The 23,874-nt window shown below is 71.6% G+C and carries 23 protein-coding genes and 2 pseudogenes; 13 read left to right on the top strand and 12 right to left on the bottom strand.

Going from position 1 to position 23,874, the window contains the following annotated elements:
* Positions 1-40: 40 nt before the first annotated feature.
* Positions 41-1,978, bottom strand: coding sequence for a BTAD domain-containing putative transcriptional regulator (locus ACFV04_RS32050; protein WP_380534300.1), 1,938 nt, complete (start codon positions 1,976-1,978; stop codon positions 41-43).
* Positions 1,979-2,090: 112 nt separating this feature from the next.
* On the opposite strand from ACFV04_RS32050, the gene ACFV04_RS32045 reads away from it, so the two are divergent.
* Together ACFV04_RS32045 and ACFV04_RS32040 are read left to right on the top strand one after the other, a co-directional pair.
* Positions 2,091-2,969: an alpha/beta fold hydrolase gene (locus tag ACFV04_RS32045; RefSeq protein ID WP_375942947.1), complete on the top strand. Its 879-nt coding sequence runs from the start codon at positions 2,091-2,093 to the stop codon at positions 2,967-2,969.
* A 179-nt stretch (positions 2,970-3,148) separates the two neighbouring features.
* Positions 3,149-3,364 carry a hypothetical protein gene (locus ACFV04_RS32040; RefSeq protein WP_375942945.1) on the top strand — a complete coding sequence of 72 codons (216 nt, stop codon included), beginning with the start codon at positions 3,149-3,151 and terminating at the stop codon, positions 3,362-3,364.
* A 7-nt stretch (positions 3,365-3,371) separates the two neighbouring features.
* Here the strand turns inward: ACFV04_RS32040 and ACFV04_RS32035 are convergent, their stop codons facing one another.
* A complete protein-coding gene (locus tag ACFV04_RS32035; protein WP_380342630.1) occupies positions 3,372-4,073 on the bottom strand; it encodes a metal-dependent transcriptional regulator in 702 nt (233 codons plus the stop codon).
* Positions 4,074-4,081: 8 nt separating this feature from the next.
* Positions 4,082-4,621 (bottom strand): YbhB/YbcL family Raf kinase inhibitor-like protein, encoded by a 540-nt coding sequence (locus tag ACFV04_RS32030; protein WP_380342627.1) that lies wholly within the window; start codon positions 4,619-4,621, stop codon positions 4,082-4,084.
* 159 nt (positions 4,622-4,780) lie between these two features.
* On the opposite strand from ACFV04_RS32030, the gene ACFV04_RS32025 reads away from it, so the two are divergent.
* The 3 genes and pseudogenes from ACFV04_RS32025 to ACFV04_RS32015 form a co-directional block, all read left to right on the top strand.
* Positions 4,781-5,479 carry a GntR family transcriptional regulator gene (locus ACFV04_RS32025; RefSeq protein WP_380534298.1) on the top strand — a complete coding sequence of 233 codons (699 nt, stop codon included), beginning with the start codon at positions 4,781-4,783 and terminating at the stop codon, positions 5,477-5,479.
* 193 nt (positions 5,480-5,672) lie between these two features.
* On the top strand, positions 5,673-6,869 hold the full coding sequence (locus ACFV04_RS32020) for a low temperature requirement protein A (RefSeq protein ID WP_380534296.1): 1,197 nt from the start codon (positions 5,673-5,675) through the stop codon (positions 6,867-6,869).
* A 117-nt stretch (positions 6,870-6,986) separates the two neighbouring features.
* Positions 6,987-7,112, top strand: a pseudogene (locus ACFV04_RS32015) (family 1 glycosylhydrolase); the annotation flags it as partial.
* Between the two features lie 329 nt (positions 7,113-7,441).
* Here the strand turns inward: ACFV04_RS32015 and ACFV04_RS32010 are convergent.
* Positions 7,442-7,705, bottom strand: a complete 264-nt coding sequence (locus ACFV04_RS32010) for a hypothetical protein (RefSeq protein ID WP_380534294.1) — start codon at positions 7,703-7,705, stop codon at positions 7,442-7,444.
* A 95-nt stretch (positions 7,706-7,800) separates the two neighbouring features.
* Positions 7,801-8,916, bottom strand: coding sequence for a MerR family transcriptional regulator (locus ACFV04_RS32005; RefSeq protein ID WP_380534292.1), 1,116 nt, complete (start codon positions 8,914-8,916; stop codon positions 7,801-7,803).
* 176 nt (positions 8,917-9,092) lie between these two features.
* On the opposite strand from ACFV04_RS32005, the gene ACFV04_RS32000 reads away from it, so the two are divergent.
* From ACFV04_RS32000 to ACFV04_RS31985, 4 genes and pseudogenes are all read left to right on the top strand, one after another.
* Positions 9,093-11,009: an OmpL47-type beta-barrel domain-containing protein gene (locus ACFV04_RS32000; RefSeq protein WP_380534290.1), complete on the top strand. Its 1,917-nt coding sequence runs from the start codon at positions 9,093-9,095 to the stop codon at positions 11,007-11,009.
* Between the two features lie 150 nt (positions 11,010-11,159).
* On the top strand, positions 11,160-11,282 hold the full coding sequence (locus ACFV04_RS31995) for a hypothetical protein (RefSeq protein WP_380342597.1): 123 nt from the start codon (positions 11,160-11,162) through the stop codon (positions 11,280-11,282).
* Between the two features lie 717 nt (positions 11,283-11,999).
* Positions 12,000-12,131 (top strand): annotated as a pseudogene (locus ACFV04_RS31990) (family 1 glycosylhydrolase); the annotation flags it as partial.
* Positions 12,132-12,923, top strand: a complete 792-nt coding sequence (locus ACFV04_RS31985) for a multicopper oxidase family protein (RefSeq protein ID WP_380342594.1) — start codon at positions 12,132-12,134, stop codon at positions 12,921-12,923.
* A 106-nt stretch (positions 12,924-13,029) separates the two neighbouring features.
* Here ACFV04_RS31985 and ACFV04_RS31980 read toward each other — a convergent pair whose 3' ends face one another.
* From ACFV04_RS31980 to ACFV04_RS31950, 7 genes are all read right to left on the bottom strand, one after another.
* Positions 13,030-13,326, bottom strand: coding sequence for a hypothetical protein (locus ACFV04_RS31980; protein ID WP_380342592.1), 297 nt, complete (start codon positions 13,324-13,326; stop codon positions 13,030-13,032).
* Between the two features lie 113 nt (positions 13,327-13,439).
* Positions 13,440-14,693: a VWA domain-containing protein gene (locus ACFV04_RS31975; protein WP_380534287.1), complete on the bottom strand. Its 1,254-nt coding sequence runs from the start codon at positions 14,691-14,693 to the stop codon at positions 13,440-13,442.
* Between the two features lie 5 nt (positions 14,694-14,698).
* Positions 14,699-15,634, bottom strand: coding sequence for an AAA family ATPase (locus ACFV04_RS31970; RefSeq protein WP_380342586.1), 936 nt, complete (start codon positions 15,632-15,634; stop codon positions 14,699-14,701).
* Positions 15,631-16,578: an XdhC family protein gene (locus ACFV04_RS31965; protein ID WP_380342584.1), complete on the bottom strand. Its 948-nt coding sequence runs from the start codon at positions 16,576-16,578 to the stop codon at positions 15,631-15,633. The genes ACFV04_RS31970 and ACFV04_RS31965 overlap by 4 nt, the downstream gene beginning before the upstream one ends.
* A gap of 73 nt (positions 16,579-16,651) precedes the next feature.
* Entirely contained in the window at positions 16,652-19,027 is a 2,376-nt protein-coding gene (locus tag ACFV04_RS31960; protein WP_380342581.1) for an aerobic carbon-monoxide dehydrogenase large subunit, read from the bottom strand.
* Positions 19,024-19,527 carry a (2Fe-2S)-binding protein gene (locus ACFV04_RS31955; protein ID WP_380342578.1) on the bottom strand — a complete coding sequence of 168 codons (504 nt, stop codon included), beginning with the start codon at positions 19,525-19,527 and terminating at the stop codon, positions 19,024-19,026. The genes ACFV04_RS31960 and ACFV04_RS31955 overlap by 4 nt, the downstream gene beginning before the upstream one ends.
* 22 nt (positions 19,528-19,549) lie before the next feature.
* Positions 19,550-20,431 (bottom strand): FAD binding domain-containing protein, encoded by an 882-nt coding sequence (locus ACFV04_RS31950; protein ID WP_380342576.1) that lies wholly within the window; start codon positions 20,429-20,431, stop codon positions 19,550-19,552.
* Positions 20,432-20,604: 173 nt separating this feature from the next.
* On the opposite strand from ACFV04_RS31950, the gene ACFV04_RS31945 reads away from it, so the two are divergent.
* From ACFV04_RS31945 to ACFV04_RS31930, 4 genes are all read left to right on the top strand, one after another.
* On the top strand, positions 20,605-21,612 hold the full coding sequence (locus ACFV04_RS31945; protein ID WP_380534284.1) for a LysR family transcriptional regulator: 1,008 nt from the start codon (positions 20,605-20,607) through the stop codon (positions 21,610-21,612).
* Between the two features lie 110 nt (positions 21,613-21,722).
* Positions 21,723-22,430 (top strand): SRPBCC family protein, encoded by a 708-nt coding sequence (locus ACFV04_RS31940; RefSeq protein ID WP_380342572.1) that lies wholly within the window; start codon positions 21,723-21,725, stop codon positions 22,428-22,430.
* The gene (locus ACFV04_RS31935) at positions 22,423-23,610 is read left to right on the top strand and encodes an XdhC family protein (RefSeq protein WP_380534282.1); all 1,188 of its coding nucleotides are present in this window, start codon (positions 22,423-22,425) and stop codon (positions 23,608-23,610) included. Before ACFV04_RS31940 ends, ACFV04_RS31935 begins: the two co-directional genes overlap by 8 nt.
* A 5-nt stretch (positions 23,611-23,615) precedes the next feature.
* A partial coding sequence (locus ACFV04_RS31930) for a hypothetical protein (protein ID WP_380534280.1) occupies positions 23,616-23,874 on the top strand: 259 nt, incomplete at its 3' end.

Here is a 23,874-nt window from a genome sequence, read left to right as displayed (position 1 = left end):
GTGAGCGCGGACGGGCCCGGGGCTCGCGGACGGCGGTCGCTCACCCCGCTCCGGCGCATGCCTCCGCTTCTGCCAGGTACCGCGCCACCGGGCCCAGGGTCAGCAATCCGCTGGCGGCGCCCGCGTGTTCTGCACGGGCATCACGCAGGGCAGCCGCAGCGCGGGCGGCGATTCCGCGCTCGCCGAGGCGTACGGCGGCACGGGCGGTCAGGCACCACATGGCCTCCTGCATGTGGTCACGCGGTGGTTCGGGCACCGCGGCGAGGGCGGTACGGGCCTGCTCGCCCCGGTTCTGGGCGAGCAGCACGAGGGGTCGCGTCCAGGGCCCGTACGGGCCCCAGTCGAGGTGCGGGTCGGTGGGCGCGGGCCGGTCGTGCAGCAGGCGCAGTCCCAGCAGGGCGAGCGGGAAGAGGCCGCGGTGCAGCCCCGGCATTCCGGCCGTCCGGAGGGTGTCCTCGGCGGCGCGGTAGTGCGCTGCTGCCGTGGCGGCGGTCGGTCCGCCGGGTTCGGCGCTGCGGGCGGCCGTGGCCCGGGCCCTGAACCACCCGGTGAGGACGGGGACGAGGGGCGCCTCGGTGGCGGCGGCGAGCCGGTCGGCTGCATCGGCGTGCGAGGTCGCGGCGTCGAGGTCGCCGAGGGCCGAGGCGGATTGCAGGCGGACGAGTCGGCCGAGTACGGCGAAGTTCGGCAGCTCGTGCCGGGTGGACAGGTCGAGGATCTCGGCGCCGATCCTGTCCCGTGCCGCCGCGAGCCCGGGGCCGCTGAAGGACTGCAGGAACACCCCGTTGAGGGCGAAGGCCAGCAGGGCTGGATCGGCCAGGTCCCGTGCCAGCGCCTCTGCCTGACGCGCCGCCTGCTGCGCGTGCTTCAGCTCGGTCCCGGACAGATCGGCGCTGCGGCTCTCGACGGCGACCGTGGCCAGGAGGCGGGCGCGCAGGTCGGCGGGGCCGCCTGGTCCGAGCCCGGTGAGCGTGCGCTCGGCAGCAGCGACGACGGCGCGGGACTGCTCCGGGTCATCGGCCCGGCTCCAGATGGCGGGCACGTCGTAGGCGCCGATGATGCGGGCGGTCAGGGAGAGGTCGCCCGTGCGTTCCGCCGCCCGGACGGCGGCGAGGCGGTCGCGCCGCGAGTGGACGAGGGCGTCGCCACCCGCCAGTGCGAGGGTGCGGGCCAGATCCACGGTGGTGCGCGGGCCGAGCCGGACACCAGGGCCGGTCCACGCGGTACGTGCTCCTTCGGGGCGCGCGGACCCGTTGAGGATGTCCCTCTCCAGGCGCTGCAGGTCGCCACCGGGGTCGAGTCCGAGTTGGCCGACGAGCATCGCGCGGGCGCGGCGGAGAGCGGCCAGCGCGTCGGCCCGGCGGCCGGCGCGGTACAGCGCGCGGGCAACCAGCTCCCAGGCCGACTCGCGCCACGGGTGTTCGGCGACATGGGCACCCAGTTCGGCGACGAGATCTGCCCCTTCCCCGGAGTCGAGGAGGATGCGGGCGCGCACTTCCACCCCGTCCAACCTGAGCTCCTCCAGCCGGGTCTGCTCGCGCTGCGCCCATGGGGAGCCGGTCACATCGGCGTAGGCGGGTCCGCGCCAGGCCGCGAGTGCCGCGCCGAGGTCGGTCACCGCCTCGGGGGTGCGGCGGGCTCGGGCCAGGGCGTCCTGGAACCGATGGACGTCCACGTCCTCGCGCGGCAGGCGCAGCGCGTAGCCGGGACCTTCGGTGACGATGACGCGCGGCGGATCGCGGGGCGGTCGGTCGGGTTCGAGGGCGCGGCGCAGCGCGGCGACGAAGGTGCGCAGCGCGCCCACGGCGCGGGCAGGTGGATCGGTCCACAGGTCATTGACGAAGGTGTCGGTGGTGACCATCCGTCCCTCGGCGGCGACGAGCCGGGCGAGTACCTCACGATGGCGGGGTCCGCCCAGGTCAACCGGGCTGCCGTCGTCGTGGAGGGCCCGCACCGCACCGAGCACGTCGATTCGCATGCTCCTATCCTCCGGGCCAGGGGCCGGCTGCGCCCAACCGTACTGATCGGCTGCTGATCGCTGTCGCCCAAGCTGATCCGGTCAAGTCCCCGACCCGCAAGGATGCTCCCTCATGACGCTCACCATTCCCGGCTTCGATCACATCCGCCTGCCCGGCGCGGACGGTGTGGAGCTGGCTGCCGCTGTCGGCGGCAGCGGCAGCCCGGTCGTGCTGTTGCACGGTTTTCCCCAGACCCACCTGATGTGGCGGCACGTCGCCGAGCGTCTCGCCGACGAGCACACGGTGATCTGTCCCGACCTGCGGGGCTACGGCGCCAGCGACAAGCCGGCGGCCACTGACCCCGATGTGTACGCCAAGCGCACCATGGCCGCCGACGTCGTGACCCTGGCGGCGGCGCTCGGGCACGAGCGCTTCGCCCTCGTCGGCCACGACCGGGGAGCCCTGGTCGCCTTCCGGGCGGGGTTGGACCATCCTGAGACCATCACGCACCTGGGCATTCTCGACATCGTGCCGACGCTCGACATGTGGAACGTCCTGCACGGCGCCTCGGCGTCGGTCGGTTACCACCTTTTCCTGATGGCGCAGCCGCCGGGCCTGCCGGAGGCGATGATCGCAGGCAGTGCGGACGCGTTCTTCGGCTCGTTCCTCGACGCCTGGGCCAACGACCCGACCACCATGCCCGAAGAGGTGCGTGCCGAATACCTGCGCGCGAGCGCCGCGGCGGTGACGTCGATTGTCGCGGACTACCGGGCCTCGGCGGACATCGACGTCACGCACGACCAGGCGGACCTGGACGCCGGGTCGCAGCTGGCCATGCCCGTGGCGGTCGTCCAGCAGGACTGGGGTGCGCAGCTCGGCTACGACGCTGTCGGGGTGTGGAAGGCATGGGCGCCGGATCTGGACCACCGGCTGACCCGAGCCGGGCACTTCATGGCCGAAGAGGCACCCGACGAGATCGCGGCCGCGATCCGGGACCTGCTGGCCCGCTGAGCCTTCTGCTCTCGACTCGCCGGCTGGGCCACGGCCGGTCGGCGAGCGCCGACCACCCTCCGCCTGCGCGTGCTCGCCGGCCGCCCACTCCGCCACCGGGCCCGCCACATCCTCGCCGCCTTCGAGCAGCTGCGGCCCGGCACCGTGACGGCCGTCGACGTCCGCGTCGGCGCCGCCCCGTGGTGCAGCCCGGCCAGGGCCCCGGCGGCCGGCCCACCACGCGGCCGGCCCGGTCCTCGCTCACCGACCACCACACCTATCGGGAGCTGCGCCGCCGGATGAGCGAGGACGCCACCGCCCGCCGAGCCGCGCTCGACGAAGCCGCAGCGAGCCCGAGCACGCCCAACGGCCCGCAAAACGCGGACACCCCGGCCACGATGATGAGCGGCATGTGACGGCTGCTCAGTGCGCGGTCACGAAGACATGCGCGGCCGCCCGTGCGGGAAGTTCCGCGGCCCCTTGTGCGTTGGCGACCGTGACACCGTCGGGCGACGGTGTCACCTGCACGACGGCGCCGGGCTGCACCCCGGCGCGGCGCAGGGCGTGCATCAGCCGGAGATCGGCCTGGATCGGCTCTCCGATGCGGTGTACGACCGCGCTCGCGCCGTCCGGGGCCCGCCGGAAGTCGTTGAGGCTGATCAATCCCTTCAATTCCTCCCCGAGGGACGGGTCCGTTGTGTTCTTCTTGTCGAGCTCCTCCAGGCCCGGGATCGGGTTGCCGTAGGGGGATGTGGTCGGGTGTTGCAGCAGGTGCAGGACGCGGCGTTCGACGGCTTCGCTCATCACGTGTTCCCAGCGGCAGGCTTCGGTGTGGGCCTGTTCCCATTCCAGGCCGATCACGTCGACGAGCAGGCACTCGGCGAGGCGGTGCTTGCGCATGACACGTGTGGCCAGTCGGCGGCCCCGGTCGGTCAGTTCCAGGTGCCGGTCGCGGGCGACGTGCAGCAGTTCGTCGCGCTCCATCCGGGCGACGGTCTGGCTGACGGTGGGTCCGCTCTGGTGCAGTTGCTCGGCGATGCGGGCACGCATGGGGACCACGCCTTCCTCCTCAAGTTCCAGGATGGTGCGCAGGTACATCTCCGTGGTGTCGATGAGTTGCGACATGGTGCTGGTCAGGCGGGGGTTTCGGCGGTGGCGGTCAGGACTGCGCGGCCGAGGATGTGGCCGGCCATGGTGAAGCCGAGGACGGCGGGGGTGGCGTCGGTGGGGACGCCGATGGTGTCGACGTCGAGGGCGTGCACCACGATGAAGTAGCGGTGCGGGCCGTGTCCGGCCGGCGGGGCGGCGCCGATGAAGCGGGCCATGCGGGCGTCGTTGGGCAGCTGGAACGCGCCCTCGGGCAGGCTGGAGCCGGTGTCGTCGCCGGCACCCTCAAGCAGCTCGGTGACGGTGGCGGGGATGTCGGCGACCGCCCAGTGCCAGAACCCGGAGCCGGTGGGCGCGTCGGGGTCGTAGACGGTGACGGCGTAGCTCCGGGTGCCTTCCGGGGCGCCGCTCCAGGACAGCTGCGGAGAGACGTCCTTCCCTCCCGGGATGCCGGAGAGGCCGGAGTACTGCTCGACCGGCCATGCGGCGCCGTCGGTGACGGTCGTGCTGGTGACGGTGAAGGATGCCGTCTCCGGGAGGCGGGCGAAGGGGTTGTTGGTGCTCATTGCATCGTTCCTTTTCAGAGCGTGTTGCGGGCGGCCGCGAAGGGGCCCGCCCGAGTGCCGTCCGGCGCGCAGCGGTGGCGATGCCGCATGCCGATGACGACTTCGAATCGACCATAGCAGTAATAATCGATTATCTTCCAGATCGTCTATGATGGTGGCATGACGACCCACACCGCGGCCGCCTCGGGGAAGCCGATGCTCTCCGAGCAGGTCTACACACGCCTGCGCGACGGGATCATGCGCGGACAGTACGTCCCCGGCGACGCCCTCAAGCCGCAGGAACTCGCCAAGGAACAGGGCGTGAGCCTGGCCGTCGTGCGCGAGGCGCTGCTACGGGTGGTCGGCGAGGGCCTCGCCGACCGTCTCCCCAACCGCGGCTTCGCCGTCCCGGCCTTCTCCGACCGCCGCTGGCAGGAGATCGCGGAAGCCCGACGCACCATCGAACCGATCATGCTGCGCATGTCCATCGAACGCGGCGACGTCGACTGGGAGGCCCGCGTGCGGGCCACCCACCACCGGCTGGCCCGCACCCCTGCGTACGCGGAAGGGGAGGGCGAGTACTACAGCGCCGAATGGGCCGAAGCCCACCGCGCCTTCCACCGCACCCTGCTCGAAGGCTGCGGCAACGCCGTCCTGCTGGAGGCCTTCGACCGGATGTGGACCGCGAGCGAGCTGGCCCGCCGCTGGTCGGCGCACCGTGCCCCGGGCCGGGACGGCATCGCCGAACACCGCCGACTGGAGGAGACAACGCTGGCGCGCGACGCCGACACCGCCGCAGAACTACTCACGCAGCACCTCGCGCTGACCGCTAACGCACTGACCGACTGCCCCGACCACGGACCTGCGAACCACACCTGAGGCCCGGCCCAGTTGGAGGCAGTACCGGCCACTTCGGTGCGGTGAAGTCGTTGATCGGGTTGTGCCACGTCCCGGACAGGTGAAGTCGCCGGTGGGTGAGCGGTTGTCGGATCGGACTGCGTTGGAGGGTGCTGACGCCACCGCCCGGAGCCTGCAGGAGATCACCGATCGGAGCATGACCGATGATCACCTCATGACATTCATGAACACCGCCGAGTCGGCGGGCGGCGTCGAGCGGCATGCCTCCTGGACCGAGCTCTTCTTCGACCTCGTCGTCGTCGCGGGCGTGCTGCAGTTGTCACACCTCCTGCACGAGGGCCCGACGGCCGCCGATCTCGCCCTGTACGTCCTGCTGTACCTCGCCTTCTGGATCGCCTGGGTCTGCTTCACCGTCTACGGGAACGTCGAGGGTGACCGCGCCCGGACGCCCGGTCTCCTGCTGGCGATGCTCGGCCTCGCCGTCATGGTCGCGGCCGTCCCCGGGATCCGCGGTACGAGGCACCACCTCGCGTTCGTCGCCGCATACGTCTTCCTGCGCTGGCTGTCCAGCCGGTTCTGGCGGCGCGGGCGGGTGGTGATGGACTGGCCGGTGGCCCAGATGGGTCTCGGTGTCCTGCCGTGGATCGTGTCGCTGTGGGTGGATGCTCCGGCGCGCTACTGGCTGTGGGCCCTGGGAATCGGGTTCGACCTGCTGGCCATACTCGTGGACGCCGGCAGCCACATGCTGCGGGGCGCGCAGGAGTGGGCGGGGCGCCTCGTGAGGAGGAACGGCGACCGCGGGCGGCTGCCGGTGATCGAGGCGGCCTACGCCGATGTGCCGCACCTGATGGAGCGGCTGAGCCTCTACGTCATCATCGTGCTCGGCGAGGGGGTCATCCAGATCACCTCGGTCGCCGCCGACACCTCCTGGGATGTGCACCTGGCCGGCGCGGCGGTGGGTTCGTTCGCCCTGCTGTCCGGCCTGTGGAGCATGTCGCTGCTCTACGGCTTCGGTGGGATCCCGAAGACCGGCCGGCGCGATCTTCCGGTGCGGTTGGCCCTGTCCCTGCACTGCCTGACGACCGGCGCGCTCGCCTCCGTCGCCGCCGGCCTGGGCCTGGCCATCGCGCATCCGCACGACCCTGCGGGGAGCGGCGTCCGGTGGTTGCTCTGCGCGGGCCTCATGGTGTACTTCGGCGTCAGCGTGGTGTCCTCCGTGGTCTCCGGTGCACGGTGGCAAGACGTCCTCGGCTGGGCACTGCCCTGCCTGCTCCTGCTGTCGGCGCTCGGCGTCTTCGCACGGCATCTCGGCGTCGGATGGCTGATCTGGGCACTGGCGACCGCGGTCGGCTGGCAGCTCGTCTTCGCACCCGGGAAGCGCGGCGGCCTGCTGGAGCGCGCCTCTGCCTGACCCGCGTCTCTGCCTGACCCGGGCCTCCCAGGACGTCGGTGATCCCACTCTCGGGTGGCGTCTCGGCAATCGGGTTTCGCGCACCGGGCCGTAAAGTGACAGTCTGTTCGACGGCCTGAGGGGTTCAGTCAGAGATTCGGCCTGGTCTATGTCGACTTCGAGACCCAGCGCCGCACCCCGAAGGCCTCATATGCCTGGTATCGCGAGCTGATCGCGGTTCACCGGGCCGGCCAAGGAAGGTAGGTGGGCCGCGCGGCGGTGCTGGGGATGCGATGCGGCTCGACATCTCGTGACGATGGCAGCGGCAAGACAGTGGGCGGGAATTCCGGCCGCACCCAACGCCCGTCCAGCAGGCGCCCGTCTGGACTGGTCCGCTGGAGGTGCTCCTCCGGTGGATTCCTGCGAAGCGGAAGCGGAGGGCGCCTGGTCGCCGTGCCGGCGGGCAGGGCAAGGTGGGGGCCATGGCAAGCGTGGCTAATCCTGTGGCATGCGCTGGGCGTTCGACCAGGGTGGCGACGATCGGCTCGGCCACATCTAGACCGTCCAAGGCCTCGAATGCGCCTTCGGCGCCGTCATCCTGGGCGGTGACCTGGTACGACCAGGACGCCGGCGGGCAGTCCGAGCAGCAGCCAGGCGACATAGGTGGCGGCGGTGATCAGACCGACCTGGATCGCCGACGCGTGCAGGGTGACCATGGCGACCAGCGGCAGCGCCACGGCCGTCACCTGGTCGCCGAGGCGGCTGACCGTCGAGGCGGTCCAGTAACGCCAGAACACCCCTGCGCGGCTGCATCGTACCGCCCCCGCCTCCGCCGCTTCCGCGGTCCGTGTCGACACGTCCACCTCTCTACAAGTCAATGACGTCGGGAACGCGTGTACTTGGCAGCCGTCCGCACACCGAAGCGGCTCGCGGCGTTCTCGTGCACGATGGATCAGGCCACGAGAAGGCGCAGGCCGAGCTCCGCCGCGTCGAGGGCGACGAGGTCGCGGTTGCATTCGGCCCAGCGGCCGGAGGAGAGGCCGTCGCGGAGCATGTTCACCGCCCGCTGCTCGGCCTGCGGTCCGACCCTGGTCCAGACGGACACCGCGCGGCGCACGTGATCGTCCAGGTAGGCCTCGGGGCGGCGCCAGTGGGCCTCGAAGAAGCCGTCGGCGCAGTCCCACGGGATGAGCACCGGCTCCGCGCGGCCCCCGATCGCATGGGCCATGTCGGCCAGCGAAGGCCACCCGACGAGAAGGTCGGCGAATTCAGGCAGGTAGTCACGGGTGAGCCAGAACCGCTGGAGCCAGCCGGTCGTACTGGCGTCGTACGTGAACACCACCACACGCCGGGCCACCCGCTTGAGCTCGCGCAGCCCGGCGATCGGGTCCGGCCAGTGGTGAACGGTGCTGACCGCCATCGCGGCGTCGAAGGACTGGTCAGAGAACGGCAGCCGCTCCGCACTGGCAGCCACGCACGGCGCCGCGCCCGCAGGACGCTGTGCCCGCATGACCGCCGACGGTTCCACCGCCGTGACCTCGCGGTCCTGCGGTTCGTAGGAGCCGGTGCCGGCCCCGACGTTCAAGACCGTCCGGGCGTCCCCGAGCGCCTCCCAGATCCTCGCGGCGATCCGCGGCTCGGTGCGCCGCGTCGCGGGGTAGGCGGACCCGATGGATTCGTACAGCTGCGCGCCGAACACTTTGAGCTGTTCCTCCGGCGTCGTCCTGATCCCCATGGCCCGTGCCTCCAGTTCCCTGTCGATGGCCGTCACCGTCGCGGCGGCACGGTCGCGCTGTTCCACCAGCAGACCGCGCAGCCGGTGCAGGTGCGCGACGGCGTCGGTGTTCGGGTCGTCCACCAGATCCGCGACCTCGCGCAATCCGAAGCCCAGCCGCCGGTAGGCGAGCACCTCCCGCAACCGCTCCACGTCGTCGGGCGAGTAGGCCCGGTACCCGGACGCGGTTCGCGCGGACGGGTGCACGAGGCCGATCTCGTCGTAGTGATGCAGCGTGCGGACGCTCACGCCTGCCAGCTCGGCCACGCGTCCCACGGTCAGGTGCTCTTCCACGCGACCGACAATGCAGCATCACGCCACGTGAGGGTCAAACAGATCCGGTCGTGGTCCACTGACGCCGCCCCGCCCCTGACCGTTGGGCAGCGCCGGACGGTCGGTGGCGGCCGTCGGAGTGACGCCCCGTCGAGTCGTTACGGAGTGTTGTCAATCTCGCGCCTAGCGTGACCGGCATGACAGCAGATCGTTCTCTCGGCGCCCCGGGCGGGCCGGGCGTCGCCGGGGCGCCCCGGCGACGCGGGCTCGCGGCGCTCTTCGTCCTGGTCCTGGCCCTGTTCACCGTCGCCGCGGCCGTCACTCCGGCCGCAGCCGCCCGCCGAGTGGGCGGCACCGTGTCGGTGCAGTTCGAGAACAAGAGCGACCGCGACCTGACCGGCTTCGCCATCAACGTGCCCGAGGGGTGTGTGATCCCCTTCGCGCCCGCGACGATCCAGGCCGGCACCACCGCCACCTGGACGGTGGGGCCGTGCAACTCCGCGTACGGCACGAAGGGCACGCTCGACTACACCGTCCAGGGAGAGAACGGCGCGACCACCCGGATCGGCTGGGACGTGCCCTTCACCGGGGCCAACGCCTACACCGAGTCCGCGCCCACCGGGTACGTGATCAGCCACACCGGCGGCACCGACCAGAACACCCCCGTTCGCTGGACCTTCGACTGCAACTCCAAGACCTGTGACGGCATCCCCGACGCCTGGAAGCTCAACGGCGTCACCCTCGACCCGGGCGACGGCAGCCCCGCCAAGTTCATCGACCTCAAGGCGATGGGCGCCGACGTCAACCGGCCGGACGTCTTCGTCCAGCTCGACTGGATGGCCAACACCGCCCACAGCCACGCGATCGACCCCGCCGCGATCAAGAAGGTCGTGGACGCCTTCAAGAACGCGCCGTACACCAAGCGGGGACAGACCGGCACCGGCATCAACCTGCACATCGACGCCGGGCCCAACAGCATCATGGACTTCGCCGCCAACACCACCTGGGGAACCCTCAGTCGGGCCAAGCAGCTCACCGAGACGACCAACCTCGGCACCAAGGTCAACGGCCTCTACCAGTGGGACGCGTTCACCGCGCTGAAGAACGCCACCGGCGGCTTCCGCAGCACCGCGCGGGGACCGATCTTCCACTACGCGATCTCCGCGCACAACCTGGAGAGCGGCTCCCGCTCCAGCGGGATCTCCGCCGGCACGCCCGGCAGCGACCTCATCGTCAGCCTGGGGAGCTTCACCAACAACGTCGGCACCGTCGACGAGCAGGCCGGCACCCTGATGCACGAGCTCGGCCACAACCTCGGCCTGCGGCACAGCGGCAACTCCGACGTTCCGAACCACGAGCCGCAGTACTTCAGCGTGATGAACTACAGCTACCAGTTCGGCCTGACCGTGGGGACGACCAAGGGCCTCCTCGACTACTCGCGGCAGAACCTGTCGCTGAACGAGGCCGCCCTGGACGAGCGGGTCTACCCGCCGACCAACCCGCTCTACGACGTCAGCCACTTCTGCCCCGGTGTCGACGGGACGGTCGGCAAGTTCGTCACCGTCCAGTCGAACAAGGCCGCCGTGGACTGGAACTGCGACGGCCGGATCTCCGACACCACGGTCGGCGTCGACATCAACGGTGACGGCTTCCAGACCTCCCTTGCCGGGCACGACGACTGGAACGCCCTCGTGCTGCGCGGCGGCGCGGTAGGCCACTCCGGCGGCGAGGCGGCCGGCGTCCCGGCGCCCACCCTCGAGAACGAGGCGACCCCCGAGGACGAGGCGATGGACCTCCCGGTGGACGTCACCCCGCCGGTCACCACCGCCCGGACGGGCGTCCACCCGCACAGGGACGGCGGCGGCCACCAGGGCGAGGTGCGGGTCGTCCTCACCGCCACCGACGACCTCTCCGGCGTCGCCATGACCGAGTACAACCTCGACGGCACGGGCTGGCAGACCTACACCGGTCCGATCCCGGTGACCGGCGAGGGCAAGCACCGGCTGCTCTACCGCTCCGTCGACCACGCGCAGAACCAGGAGGCGGACAAGCTCCTCGTCCTGCGGTTCGACCGGAACTCCGAGTGGCACCAGGATCCGCCCGCCGAGCACTGAGCCGGCGAACCCACGACGCCCCGGGACGAGACCCCTCGGCCCGGGGCGTCGGTGTGCTGTCAGGGGCAAACCGGGATTCGTGCGGACCGGTCCGTCCGAGAGGATGGCTCCCTGGACCCCCAGCCTCCACGAAGCCGATATCAGCACTTTGTGCTGCGCACAGGCCTGCAGGATCCCGACCATGCCGAACTGGCCCAGGACATCATCAACCGCGCAGCCGCCCGCGGCCATCAACAGTTCCGCTCCCTGCTGGCCACCCCACCACCAGCCTGACAAGCACCACTACGCCCGTCATTGCGATGTCAGTCGCCACGCCGTAGTTCATTCTTGACCTACGGCGTGACGCGCGGCGTAGGCCGGGCTGCTCGTGTCCTCGCACGTCAGGGAGACGGGCCGGTCACCGATGCCAGCGGTTCGTCCAGCGCCACCACGCCTGACGTCCCCTGCGCCGGCGGTGCGGTCCGCGGCGGGTTGGTCGCGCGTCGCCTGCCGGGGCTTCCCTCGGCCTCGGGTACGGCTGGGCGGCGGTTCCGCCAGCCGCCCACCCCGCTGTCGGTCAGGCCGAGGACCTGCTCCAGGCTGTTGTCGGTGATCTTGCTCCAGTCGGTCGAGATACGGATGGTGAAAGGTCCGGGGCCGTCGTGGGACCCAACCGCCCGCAGCCAGCCGATGCCGCCAGCCGCCCTCGCCCCGTGCGGGTCGATGCCACTGGAGCCTGGAGATCCATCTGGTCGACGTGCACCGCGGCTACGGCTTTACGAGCGGTTGCTTGACCTAGCGTGACCCGAGGCCGGTCGCCCAATGGCACCGGGATTTGACCGCGTCCTTTGTGATCGAGACGGCCAGCTCGCGGTCCTCGACGTTGTTCCTTGCGGAGGGCACGCCGCCTGCACCGAGGTACCGTGAGCTTCCGTCGTCTCCAACTGCTCTAGTAGGCGCGAGGATTGAAGATGGAGAACGGGCTTCTGGGTAGAATGACAGCCTGTTCGATGGGCCGAGGGGTTCAATCAGAGGTTCGGCCTCGTGCATGTCGACTTCGAGACGCAGGTGCGCACGCCGAAGGCCTCATACACCTGGTACCGGGACCTGATTGCCGACCGCCGTGCCGACCATTCAAGGTAGTTGGTTGACCAAAAGGACGGCGTTCTCGGCGATGTCATCCTGGTCAACGGCGCACCCTGGCCCGTGCTGGAAACCCGGCCGGCCCGCTATCGCCTGCGCCTACTCAACGCGTCGAACGCTCGCCGGTACCGGCTGGCGCTCGACCCGCAGCCGCCCGGAGGCGGGGGTCTGGTGCAGATCGGGGGAGACGGCGGACTGCTTGGCCGGCCGCGGAGGCACGACGAGTTGGAGCTCGCTCCGGCCGAGCGATTCGACACCGTGGTCGACTTCTCCCGCTACCGGCCCGGCACCCGGGTCCGGTTGGTCAACCGCCTCGGCAGCGGTACCACCGCCGAGGTGATGCGGTTCGACGTCACCCCGGGGCCGGTCCCGGACGATTCCGCGGTGCCCGACCGGCTCGCCAGGGTCGAGCGGCTCGACCCGAAGGCCGCGGTGGCCACCCGGACGTTCGTGTTCCAGCAGAGCGCGGACGGCTGGACGATCAACGGTCTGCCCTACCTGCCAGGGCGCGCGCTGGCCCGGCCCGGGCTGGGTTCCACGGAGATCTGGCGGTTCGTCACGGACTTCCACCACCCGATCCACCTGCATCTGGACCACTTCCAGGTGCTGTCCCGCAACGGCGCCGGTCCCGGCCCGTACGACGCGGGCTGGAAGGACACCGTCGACCTGCGCCCGGCCGAGGGCCTTGAAGTCGCCGTCCGGTTCACCGATTACGCAGGAGCGTTCATGCTGCATTGCCACAACCTGGAGCACGAGGACATGGCAATGATGGGCGACTTCGTCACCGGGTGAACGCTGCTGCCACCGTGACGCAGGCGCCAGGGGGCTTGTGGGAGGGTTCCTCCTCCGTGGCTCGGCGGCGGCACACGCGGTCGCAGCCCTACGCGGATTCGGAGGGCTATCGGGTCACCATGGCGTGAACCGGGTAGATCCTCGGCTGCGGGTTCTGAACCCCCAGTTCGTTCAGGATCGGAACGATGACCTCTCCGAACTCCCGGAACGCCTCCTCCGACTCCCATACATCCACGACGAGCCAGCCGTCCGCAGTGGGCGCGGCGGTGTGCGAGACGAGTCCCGGCACCGGCCAGTCCTCCGGGCTCCTGACCGGTCCCGGACGGCCTGCGACCTTCTCCACGCTCTTGTCGTACTGAGCCTCGGTCATCCCCGACAGCTCGAAAACCGCCACGATCGCCATACCGCACTCCCTCGATACCGGCCGAACTCCGACAGGCCGAGTCGACCACCCCGGCAGCCCGCCCGCACACCGATCGAAGCGAACGGGTGGGTCCAGGGGCGTGTCGCGAGTGCCTACCGGGTTCGCCCGGTTCGCTCTGCCGCTGATGGCTCGCGGTCGGCGATGGCGTCGAAGACGTCCGCCATCGCCGCGAGGCTGTGCCCGCTCACGAAGGCGTCGCAGTGCGGGAGTGCTGCGGCGATCCCGGCGGTGAGCGGGGCGTAACCGGGCGAAGCCTTACGGGGGTTGGCCCAGACGATGCGATGGGCGAGTCGGCTGAGCCGGGCCGTCTCCCGGCCGACGGCTGACGGGTCCTCGCCCTCCCAGCCGTCGGAGAAGATCACAACCACCGCTCCCCGGGCCATGCCGCGCCGTCCGAAGCGGTCGTTGAACTCCGCGAGCGCCCGCCCGATCAGCGTGCCGCCGGACCAGTCGGGGGCGGCCCGGCTCGCCCGGCGCAGTGCGGCATCCGGAGCCGTGTGCCGCAGCACCGGCGTCAGACGGGTCAGGCGGGTGGCGAAGACGAAGATCTCTGCGGCCACCCCGGACCCCGCCCGTGCGCACAGCCGGGAGAAGAACCGCACGTAGACGCGGGTGTACGGCTCCATGGAGCCGGAGACGTCGCACAGCAGCACCAGCGGTCGGCGGCGCAGCCGGCCGTACGACCGTGCCAGCCGGACGGTCTCCCCACCGGTTCGCAGGCTGTGCCGCAGGCTCCGGCGGAGGTCGATGTGGCGCCCCTGCGGGTCGGCCTCCCGACGGCGGGTGCGGCGCAGCGGGAGGCTGATCGCGAGGTTGTCCAACAGGCGGTCCAGCTGGGCCAGTTCGCCTGGTCCGAAGGTGCCGAAGTCCTGCTGCGCGAGTGCTTCGGCGGTACTGCCGGCCAACCGCTCCGCACCGGTGCGGGTGGGCCGGTCGCGCGCTTCGTCGTCGGCGTCCCGGTGGAGCGCTCCATTCGGCAGCGACGCGGCCACGGGGCGTGGCGGTGTCGGGAGGGCGGCCGGGGGTGCGCCGGGTCCGGGTTCGAGGCTCGGGAGCGGCGGGTTGTCGGGGGATCCCCTGTTGTCGGCGGGGTCCGCCTGTCCGCCGAAGAGTGCGGCGAAGACGCGGTTGAACGGCTCGATCTGTTCATGGGCCGTGACGAAGGCCAGCCGGGCCGCCCAGTACAGCGTCGGCCGGTCCACGGGCGGTAGTAGGTGCAGTACGTCGAGGAAGCGGCCCGAACGCTCGGGCGTGACCGGGACACCCGCCCGGTGCAGCGCGGCGCCGAAGCGGGCAGCGAAGGCGGGCCGGTCGAAGGGAGGGAGTCCGGCGGGCGGTGCGGCCATGGGGATCAGTTCTCGGGTCTGCCGACCAGCCAGGCGAGCCCGCGGTCGCGTACCAGGTCGACGTCCTCCCGGTACTTGAGGAGGACCCCGAGGGTCCGGTCGGCGGCGGCGTCGTCGAGCCGCTCCACGCCGAGCAGGGTGAGCGCGCCGACCCAGTCGATGCTCTCGGCGATCCCGGGCGGCTTCTGGACCTCCAGGGTCCGCATCCGGTGTACCGACGCTGCCACGTCGGCCGCGAGCGAGAGCGTGGTCCCGGGGACACGGCGGCGCACGATCTCGACGACCCGTTCGGTGTCGGGGTAGTCGATCCAGTGGTAGAGGCAACGCCTCTTGAGGGCGTCGTGCAGGTCGCGGGTGCGATTGGAGGTGAGTACGACGACTGGTGTGACGGTGGCACGCACGGTGCCCAGTTCCGGGATGGTGACACTGGCCTCGGCCAGCACCTCCAGGAGGAAGGCCTCGAAGTCGTCGTCGGCGCGGTCGATCTCGTCGATCAGTAGCACCGCGGGCATGGGGCCCGGGTGGGTCAGCGCGGCGAGTACCGGGCGGCGCAGCAGGAAGGCGTCGGTGAAGAGGTCGGCCTCGTCCAGTGCCACGCCCTGGCTCTCGGCGAGCCGGATGCTCAGCAACTGGCGCGGATAGTTCCACTCGTACAGCGCCTCGGCGGCGTCGAGTCCGTCGTAGCACTGCAGCCGGATCAGTGGGCTGCCGAGAACGTCGGCCAGGGCACGGGCGGCCTCGGTCTTGCCGACGCCGGGTTCGCCCTCCAGCAGCAACGGCTGGGGCAGGCGCAACGCGAGGTAGAGCGCGGTGGTCAGGCCCGGGTCGGCGAGGTAGCCGACGGAGTCCAGCGAGGCGTGCAGGGTCGTCGGGTCCGGTACGGCCCGCGCGACTGCCGCCCGGGCCGACTCGGTCGTCGCGGGTATGGCGGCCCCGGTCACAGCGCCTCCGCGGGCTGGGCGGTCTCGGCCTCGAAGCGGTCGCGGCAGCCTGTCGAGCAGAACCAGTGCCGGTGCCCACGGGCGTCCGAGTACGGGGTGTCGGCGACGACGGCGACGGTCATGCCGCAGACCGGGTCGAGCGCGGTCTGCGGTTCGGCGGGCGGCGGAGCCGGTTCGGCGGTCGCCTCCTCGGTGTGTTCGGTGTGTACCGACAGGGCGTGCCGCGAGGCCACCAGCTCGGCCAGGATCGATACGGCGATCTCGCCGGGCGTGCGGGCGCCGATCCACAGCCCGGCCGGCGTGTGGATCCGGTCCCGCTGCTCGGCGGTGAGGTCGAGGCCGCCGAGCACGGTGGCGCCGCGACGGCGGCTCGCGACCAGCGCGACGTACGGCACCCCGGCCCGCGCGGCACGGGTCAGCAGCCCCTCCTCCTGTCGTCCGTGGGAGGCGATCACCACGGCCGCCACGTCGGCGAGTTCCTCCGCGGTGACCTCCTCGGCGGCGGTCCGGATGTCGTACTCGAGCCCGGCACCGAGTGCGACCAGGCTCCGGCCGATGGGGGTGTCGCCGAGCACGAGCACCACCGGGTCGGGCCGCAGCGGCTCCAGGAAGATCTCCAACTCGCCGCCGGACAGGCACGGGTTGGCGACCAGCAGGGTGCCCGCCTCGCCTTCCTCCTGTGGCTCCGCGGGAGCGCCGGGCGAGATCCGCAGCAGCAGTGACTCGCCGGTGTGCAGCAGCCGCAGCGCCTGCAGGCGGACGGTCGCCTCGGCGCAGACCCCGCCGACGAAGCCCTCGATCCGGCCGTCCTCCAGGACCAGCGCGGTGTCTCCCGGCTGCGCGCTGGTCGGGTGCAGCGCACGCACCACGGTGGCCTTGACGAAGGGGATCTGACTGTGCATCAGTTCGGCCATTCGCTGCTCGAACGCAAGGCCGGCACTCATCTGGCCACCTCGTGGGGCTCGGTGGGCGCTTCGCGCACACGCACCTTGTGATCAGCGGCCGCGCTTCGCTCACTCACTGCGGCGCCTCCACGCCTCCGTGCATCGCCTGCCACACCCGTCCAGGGGTCAGCGGCATGTCCGCGTGCCGGACGCCGATGGCGTCCATGACCGCGTTGACGACCGCTGCGGGCGAGCCGACCGTCGCGGACTCGCCGACGCCCTTGGCTCCGATCGGATGGTGCGGGGACGGTGTGACGGTGTAGCCGAGCTCCCAGGCCGGCACTTCCAGTGCGGTCGGCACGAGGTAGTCCATGAAGGAGCCGGACAGGCAGTTGCCGTCCTCGTCGAAGCTGATGATCTCGCTCAGCGCCATGCCGACGCCGTCGGCGAGGCCGCCGTGCACCTGCCCTTCGATGATCATCGGGTTGATCCGGGTGCCGCAGTCGTCGACCGCGACGAAGCGGCGCACCTTCACCACGCCGGTGCCCGGGTCGACGTCCACGACGCACAGGTACGCGCCGTACGGGAAGGTGAGGTTGGGCGGGTTGTAGACCGTGGTGGCCTCCAGATGACCCTCCACGCCCTCGGGCAGTTCCAGCACGCCGTGCGCGGCGAGCGCGATCTCCTGGATCGTCTTCGCGGCCGTCGGGTCACCCCTGACGAACCAGCGGCCCTTCTCCCACTCCAGGTCTTCGGGGGAGACCTCCATCATGGCGCCGGCGATGATCCGTGCCTTGTCGCGGACCTTGCGGGCCACCACCGCCGCCGCGGCGCCCGAGACCGGAGTCGAGCGGCTGCCGTAGGTGCCGAGTCCGAACGGCGTCTGGTCGGTGTCGCCGTGCACCACCTCGATGTCCTCCGGCGGGATGCCGAGTTCCTCGGCGACGATCTGGGCGAACGTCGTCTCGTGCCCCTGGCCCTGGCTCTGGACGCTGAGCCGCACCACCGCCTTGCCGGTCGGGTGCACCCGCAGCTCGCAGCCGTCGGCCATCCCGAGGCCGAGGATGTCCATGTGCCTGCGGGGCCCGGCGCCGACCGTCTCGGTGAAGAACGACAGCCCGATGCCCATCAGCTCGCCGCGCGCCCGGCGCTCGGCCTGCTCGCGGCGCAGCGCGTCGTAGTCGGCGAGATCCAGCATTTTGCGCAGCGTGGCCGGGTAGTCGCCCGAATCGTACTCCCAGCCGGTCTTGCTCGGGTACGGGAACTGCTCGGGCCGGATCAGGTTCTTCATCCGCAACTCGGCCGGGTCGGAGTGCAGTTCGTCCGCCAGGCAGTCCACCAGCCGCTCGATCAGGAACGCCGCCTCGGTGACCCGGAACGAGCAGGCGTAGGCGACGCCGCCGGGCGCCTTGTTGGTGTAGACGCCGGTGACGGCGCAGTGGGCGGCCTCGATGTCGTACGAGCCGCTGAAGACGTGGAAGAAGCCGGCCGGGAACTTGCTGGGCTGGGCGGTCCCGTTGAACGCGCCGTGGTCGGCGATCACCGTGACCCGGACGGCGAGGATCCGGCCCTCGCGGGTCGCCGCGATCTCGCCGTTCATGTGGTAGTCGCGGGCGAAGCCGGTGCTCATCAGGTTCTCGGAGCGGTCCTCGACCCACTTGACCGGCTTCTTGGTGAGGATCGAGCCCACGACCGCGCACACGTAGCCGGGGTAGATGGGGACCTTGTTGCCGAAGCCGCCGCCGATGTCCGGGGAGATCACCCGGATCTTGTGCTCGGGCAGCCCGGCGACCATCGCGTACAGGGTGCGGTGGGCGTGCGGCGCCTGGGTGGTGGACCAGAGGGTGAGTTTGCCGTCGACCGGGTCCATGTCGGCCACGCAGCCGCAGGTCTCCAGCGGGGCCGGGTGCACGCGCGGGTAGAGCATGTTCTGGGCGACGACCACCTCGGCACGCGCGAACACCTCGTCGGTGGCCGCCTTGTCGCCCGCCTCCCAGTCGAAGATGCGGTTGTCCGTGCGGCCCTCCTGGTCGTCCCGGATCACCGGTGTGTCGGCGTCCAGCGCGTGCCGCGCGTCGACCACCGGGGGCAGCGGCTCGTACTCGACGTCGATCAGCTCGATGGCGTCGCGTGCCGCGTAGTGGTCGTCGGCGACGACGAACGCCACCTCCTGACCCTGGAAGCGCACCTTGTCGGTGGCCAGCACCGCCTGGGTGTCCATCGACAGGGTGGGCATCCAGGCCAGGCCCAGCCCCTCCAGGGTGGCACCGGTGATCACCGCCCGGACCTTGGGGTGCGACTCGGCCGCGGAAGTGTCGACGGACACGATCCGGGCGTGCGCCAGCGGGCTGCGCAGCACGGCGCCGTGCAGCATGCCGGGCAGCTGCACGTCGTCCACGTAGTGTCCCTTGCCGCGGACGAACCGCGGGTCCTCCTTGCGCTTCAGCCGCCCGTAGCCGATCGGGCGCTCCTCCGCGGGCGCCGACCCGGTCTCCTGAACGGCGGTCATGGCGTGCTCCCCGCGCTCGCATCGGCGGTGACGGTGGCCTCCGCCGGGTGGTGCGCGGCCCACCGGACCGCGCGGACGATGTTCAAGTAGCCGGTGCACCGGCACAGTTGGCCGGAGATGGCCTCGCGGATCTCCTGGTCGGTGGGGTCCGGATTGCGGTCCAGGAGCGCGCGGGCGGTCATCATCATGCCCGGTGTGCAGAATCCGCACTGCAACCCGTGCTGCTCGATGAACCCCTGCTGGACCGGGTCGAGGCCATCCGCGGTCTCCAGGCTCTCCACGGTGCGCACCCGGTGTCCGGCCGCCATGGCCGCCAGCATCGTGCAGCTCTTGACCGGCTCGCCGTCGAACAGCACGACGCAGGTACCGCAGTTACTGGTGTCGCAGCCCCAGTGGGTGCCGGTGAGGCCCAGGTCGTCGCGAAGGAAGCGGACCAGCAGGTGCCGGGCCTCCACTTCGGCCGTGCGGTCCTCGCCGTTCACGTTGATGGTGACCTGCATCGCGAGCGTCCTTTCCGTCCGTTCAGGCCGTGGTCGCGGCCCGCCGGGCCCGTTCGGCGGCCCGGCGAAGCGCGCGTTCGGTGAGCTCGCCGGCCAGGTGTCGCTTGTAGGCGGCGGTGCCGCGGGTATCGGTGACCGGATCGCAGTCCTCGGCGGCGATCCGGCCGGCCTCGGCGAACGCCTCCTCGGACGGCTCGCGGCCGACCAGGCTCTCCTCGGCGCGCCGGTAGCCGACGGCCGACACACCGACCGCCGCGAGCCCGACGCCGGCCGTTCCGATCCGCCCGTCCGCCAGCGAAAGGGCGGCGCCGGCTGCCGCGATGGCCCAGTCTCCGGTCTTGCGCTCCACCTTCTCGTAGGCACTGCCGGCGTTCGGCAGGATCGGCACGCGGATCTCGACCAGCATCTCGCCGAGCCCCACGTCCGTCTCGTACGGCCCTTGGTAGAAGTCCGCCATCGGTACCGAGCGCCGCCCGCCGTGGCCGAGCACCACCGCCACTGCCCGGATTGCCGCGCAGACCGCCGACAGGTCCTCCGCCGGGTCGGCCTGGCAGAGCGAGCCGCCGATGGTGCCCCGGTTGCGCACCGGTGGGTCGGCGATCACCCGTTCGGCGTCGTGGATGATCGGGAAGAGCCGGCCGACCAGCTCGGACTCCAGCAGGTCGCGGTGGCGGGTGAGCGCGCCGATGCACAGCTCCGCGCCCTCCTGCCGGACGTAGTCCAGTTCGTGCAGGTCGTTGATGTCGACCAGAAGCCCCGGACGGGCCAGGCGCAGCTTCATCATCGGCAGCAGACTGTGCCCGCCGGCGATGACCCTGGCCTCCTCACCGAACCGCTCCAGCAGGGCGAGTGCGTGGTCCACGCTCTCTGCTCGCCGGTACTCGAATGATGCGGGAACCTGCACGACCGCCTCCTGGTGCAGTGCCTCTGGTGATGGCGGGCCCGCGGTGAGGACCGGACACCGCACGACCGCACTGTCGCCCCGCCGGCCACCCGGGTCAACGCCGACTGAAGGGAATGGTTAAGAGCCGTCCACGGCTGACATACGGGGGTGGTCTGCTCACGCGGGAGGCGGCGATGACCCTCACACAGCTCAGGGCCTTCGTCGCGGTGGCCCGGCTCGGCTCGGTCAAGGCCGCGGCGATCTCCCTCGGGGTCAGCGAGCCCGCGGTCTCGGGCGCGGTCGCCGTGCTGCGCCGCGAGCTCGGCGACCGGCTCTTCGTCCGGGCGGCGGGCGGGATCACCCTGACGCCCGGCGGGCGGCGGCTGGCCGCAGGCGCGGCCGAGATCGTGGGCCTGGCCGAGGAGACCCGCCGGCAGGTCCGCCAGGCCGGCGCGGACTGCTCCTCTCTGCGGGTCGCCGCCACCGAGACGACCGCCGAGCAGATCATTCCGCCGCTGCTGGAGGCTTTCGTCCGGCGGCACCCGGGTGTGGAGACCACCACCCTCGCGGTGCCGTCCACCGCGCTCGGCGAGCTGCTGTTGGACCGGCGCGCGGATGTCGCGATCAGCCCGGTCGCCGCCGAGCCCGGAGCGGTCGCCGCACCGCCGAGGCCGGACACTCTCGAGCACATCCCGTTCCTACGCATCCAGCTCGTGGTGGTTGCCTCGCCGCGGTACGTCGGCGCCCGGCTGGACCACATCGGCGCCGCCCGACTGCACCTGCCGATCGACCGGCTGTCCCGGGAGCACTGGCTGCTCGGCCCGGGCGGGCTCGACCGCGGGACGCCCGGCGGCGCCTTCCTGACGCGGCACGGCGTCGGCGACGCCGGCGCGTCGGTCTTCCCCAGCGCCAGCGCAGCACTGGGCGCGGCCGTCGCCGGCGACGGGCTGTCGCTCGCCGCGCTCCACCTCGTCCGGGACGAGCTGCGCCACGGCACTCTCACCGTGGTCGCCGTCCCCGGTACCCCGGTCAACGGCGTGATGCGAGCCGCCGCCCTGCACGGCGACCGGCGCTCACCGGCCGCGTCCGCGCTGTTCCGGTTCGTGACCACGCCCGCCGCCGTGCGGAGCCTGCTGGCACGGGCCGCCGGCGTACCGGTGGACCACTATCGGCCGACCGTCCGGGTGAGCCTGTGGAGCTGACCGGAGACGGCTCCGGCGGGAATCGCCGGGTGGCCGGTCGTCGTTGGAACGTACGTCGACGGCCGGAATCCCGGGGAACCGGGTAGATCCGGGCAAGGAGGCCCGTCCACATGGAGTTCACCAACGAGTTCCGCGTGAGTCTGCCGATGGAAGCGGCCTGGGAGCTCTTCACCGACGTCGAGCGGATTGCCCCGTGCATGCCGGGGGCGCAGCTCACCGAGGTCGACGGCGACCGGTTCCACGGCACGGTCAAGGTGCGGGTCGGCGCGGTGACCGTGCAGTACCGGGGCACTGCCGCGTTCGACGAGTTGGACGAGGCGAACCACACCGTGCGGCTCACCGCCTCCGGACGGGACACGCACGGCCAGGGCAACGCCGACGCGCACATCACCGCACGGCTGGCCCCGGACGGCGACGCCACCCGGGTGACCGTCGAGACCCGGCTCAGCATCACCGGGAAGGTGGCCCAGTTCGGCAAGGGCGTCATGACGGACATCAGCCGCAAGCTGCTGGACCGGTTCACGGCCTGCCTGGAGGAGCGGCTGGCCGCCGAGCACGAGACCGGGGGCGAGGCTGCGCCGGCCACGCAGCCGGCGGCCGAACCCGCGGCTGCCGAACCCGCCGCCGGGCCGGCCGCACCCGTGAGGGAGCCGCAAGCCGCCCCGTCGGAGGGCGAGCCGCTGGACCTGCTCGCTGCGGCCCGCGGACCGGTGGCCAAGCGCTTGCTGCCGATCGTCCTCGCCGGGTTGATCCTGCTCGGGGTCGCGCGTCGGCTGCGCCGGGCCCGCCGACGTCCGCAAGGGGGATACCGTGCGTGACATCCTGGACGAGGTGTACCCGTGGTACCGCGCGGGCGAGAGCTTCGGGCTGGCCACCGTGGTCAGCACCTTCCGGAGCGCGCCCCGCCGGCCGGGTGCGGCGATGGCGGTGTCGGCCTCCGGCACCGTGGTCGGCAGCGTCTCGGGCGGCTGCGTCGAGGGCGCGGTGTACGAAGAGGCCGAGGAGGTCCGGATCTCGGGACGCCCGGTGCTGCGGTCGTACGGGGTGAGCGACAACGACGCTTTCGAGGTGGGGCTGACCTGCGGCGGCACGATCCAGATCTTCGTCGAACCCGTGTCCAGCCGAACCTTCCCCGAACTGCCGGACGTGGTGACGTCGTTGAGCGCAGGCGAGCCCGTCGCGGTGGCCACCGTGGTGACCGGCCCGGACGACGGCCCGGGCGCGCTCGGGAGCCGCCTGGTCGTCTGGCCGGACCGCGGCTCCGGCACCCTCGGCTCCGCCGTGCTGGACCGCACGGTGGGCCTCGACGTCCGCGGCCTGCTCGAACACGGCACGACAGCGCTGCGCCACTATGACGCCGTGGGCCGCTGCCTGGACGGTGAGGAGCTCACCGAGCTCGGCGAACTGTCCGTGTTCGTAGGGTCGTTCGTCCCACCGCCGCGCATGCTGGTATTCGGTGCGATCGACTTCGCCGCCGCGGTCGCCGAGTTGGGGTCCTTCCTCGGCTACCGCGTCACGGTGTGCGACGCACGGGCAGTATTCGCCACCGCCTCCCGCTTCCCGCACGCGGACGAGGTCGTGGTGCGATGGCCGCACGAGTACCTGGCCGAGGAAGCTGCGGAGGGCCGGATCGACGGCCGTACGGTGGTGGCCGTCCTCACCCATGACCACAAGTTCGACGTGCCGCTGCTGGTCACCGCGCTGCGGTTGCCGCAACTGGCGTACATCGGCGCGCTCGGCTCGCGCCGAACCCATCGCGATCGGCTGGCCCGTCTGCGCGAAGCCGGCCTGGAAGAAGGGGAGTTGGCTCGGATGTCGGCCCCCGCCGGGCTCGACCTCGGTGCCCGCACGCCGCAGGAGACGGCGGTTTCCGTCGCCGCCGAGATCATCGCCGCCCGCTGGGGCGGCACCGGTCGGTCGCTCACCCGGACCGACGGCCCGATCCACACCGCCACCGCGGCCGACGAGCAGCCGCCGTCCCCGGCTGAGGCCGACTGAGGCGGATGAGAGGGATCGGCGTCGCCGGTGCCGGGGTTTCGGCGGCCCTTGCGGCCGCCGGGAGCACGCTGTTGTGTGCCGCGGTCTGGTCGCTCCTCGCGCTCACCCACCCCGGGGTGGGGGGTGTCAGCGAACACTACTTCGACAACGGCGTCCGGGTGGCGGTCGGCCTGACGTTCACGCCCGCCGGACTGTTCCTGGTGGTGAACCGCAACGGCCAGGCTCTGGGGGATCAGCGGACCGCGGGCGCCCCCACGACGCCCC

It is taken from the genome of Kitasatospora sp. NPDC059599, assembly GCF_042735125.1.
Lineage (GTDB): Bacteria > Actinomycetota > Actinomycetes > Streptomycetales > Streptomycetaceae > Kitasatospora.
The sequence above is the reverse complement of the archived record's forward strand: the minus strand, read 5'-3'. Positions and strand labels throughout refer to the sequence as shown.